Genomic DNA, 925 nt, shown 5'->3' on the forward strand with positions numbered 1-925 from the left:
GGTCTGATGGCGCAGCGCCCCGAAGACCTCGCCAATCCTGAAGGCGCCCGGCGCCAGCCATCGCTGCAGCTCGCCGGCCGGCCCGACAGGGCCGATGTCGATCTCGCCACGCTGCAGGCGCTCGGCGTGGAACTGACCGGGCGGGTGCGCGGCGTCGGCGACCGCGAGATCGGCTTCGCCGGCGATGTTGGGGCGCATATCGCGGCAGCCGAAGCCAAGCAGGCGCGCCTGCTCGGCCAGATCGACCGGTTCGCGGGTGTGGCGACACCATACCGGCCCGAGCCGGTGGTGATGCCGGCAGCCTCCGCGGAGCGGCTTTCGCTGACCGACGGATCGATCCGAACCATCATCTGGGCGACCGGCTATGCGCGCTCGTTCGGCTGGCTGGAGCCGCTGGCGCTCGGCGGCGATGGCGAGCTCGCGCATCAGGGCGGCGTCACCAGCGTGCCCGGCCTCTACGCGCTCGGCTTCCGCTTCCTGCGCAAGCGCGATTCCAACTTCATCGGCGGCGTCGGGGCGGATGCCGAGGCGATCGCCTCCGAAATCTCCCGTCATCTCGGCCGAAACGGCCGCAAGGCCGCCTGAGGACGACGACCATGGCAATCAATCCCATCTCCCTCATGACCTCCCCCAGGCGCGGCCATTACGATGCGATCGTCGTTGGCGCTCGTTGCGCGGGCGCCGCGACCGCGATGCTGCTCGCCCGCGCGGGCCTCAATGTGCTGGCGATCGACCGCAAGCCCTATGGCTCGGACACGCTGTCGACACATGCGCTGATGCGGCCAGCGGTGCTGCAATTGTGGCGCTGGGGCCTGCTCGAGCCGTTGCTCAAGGCCGGGACGCCGCTGATCGAGACGACGACGTTCCACTATGGCGACGACGAGATCACCATCCCGCTTGCCTCCGGTTCGGATCTACCCGGCCT

1 protein-coding gene and 1 pseudogene are annotated in these 925 nt (G+C 69.7%); both read left to right on the forward strand.

The features are described from left to right. Window positions 1–585: pseudogene (locus EOA24_RS42230) on the forward strand (pyridine nucleotide-disulfide oxidoreductase); the annotation flags it as partial. 11 nt (window positions 586–596) lie between these two features. After that, the coding region (locus tag EOA24_RS39505; RefSeq protein ID WP_189354660.1) for an FAD-dependent monooxygenase at window positions 597–925 on the forward strand (329 nt) is incomplete at its 3' end.

The sequence above is a fragment of the Mesorhizobium sp. M2A.F.Ca.ET.039.01.1.1 genome (assembly GCF_003998035.1).
Taxonomy (GTDB): domain Bacteria; phylum Pseudomonadota; class Alphaproteobacteria; order Rhizobiales; family Rhizobiaceae; genus Mesorhizobium.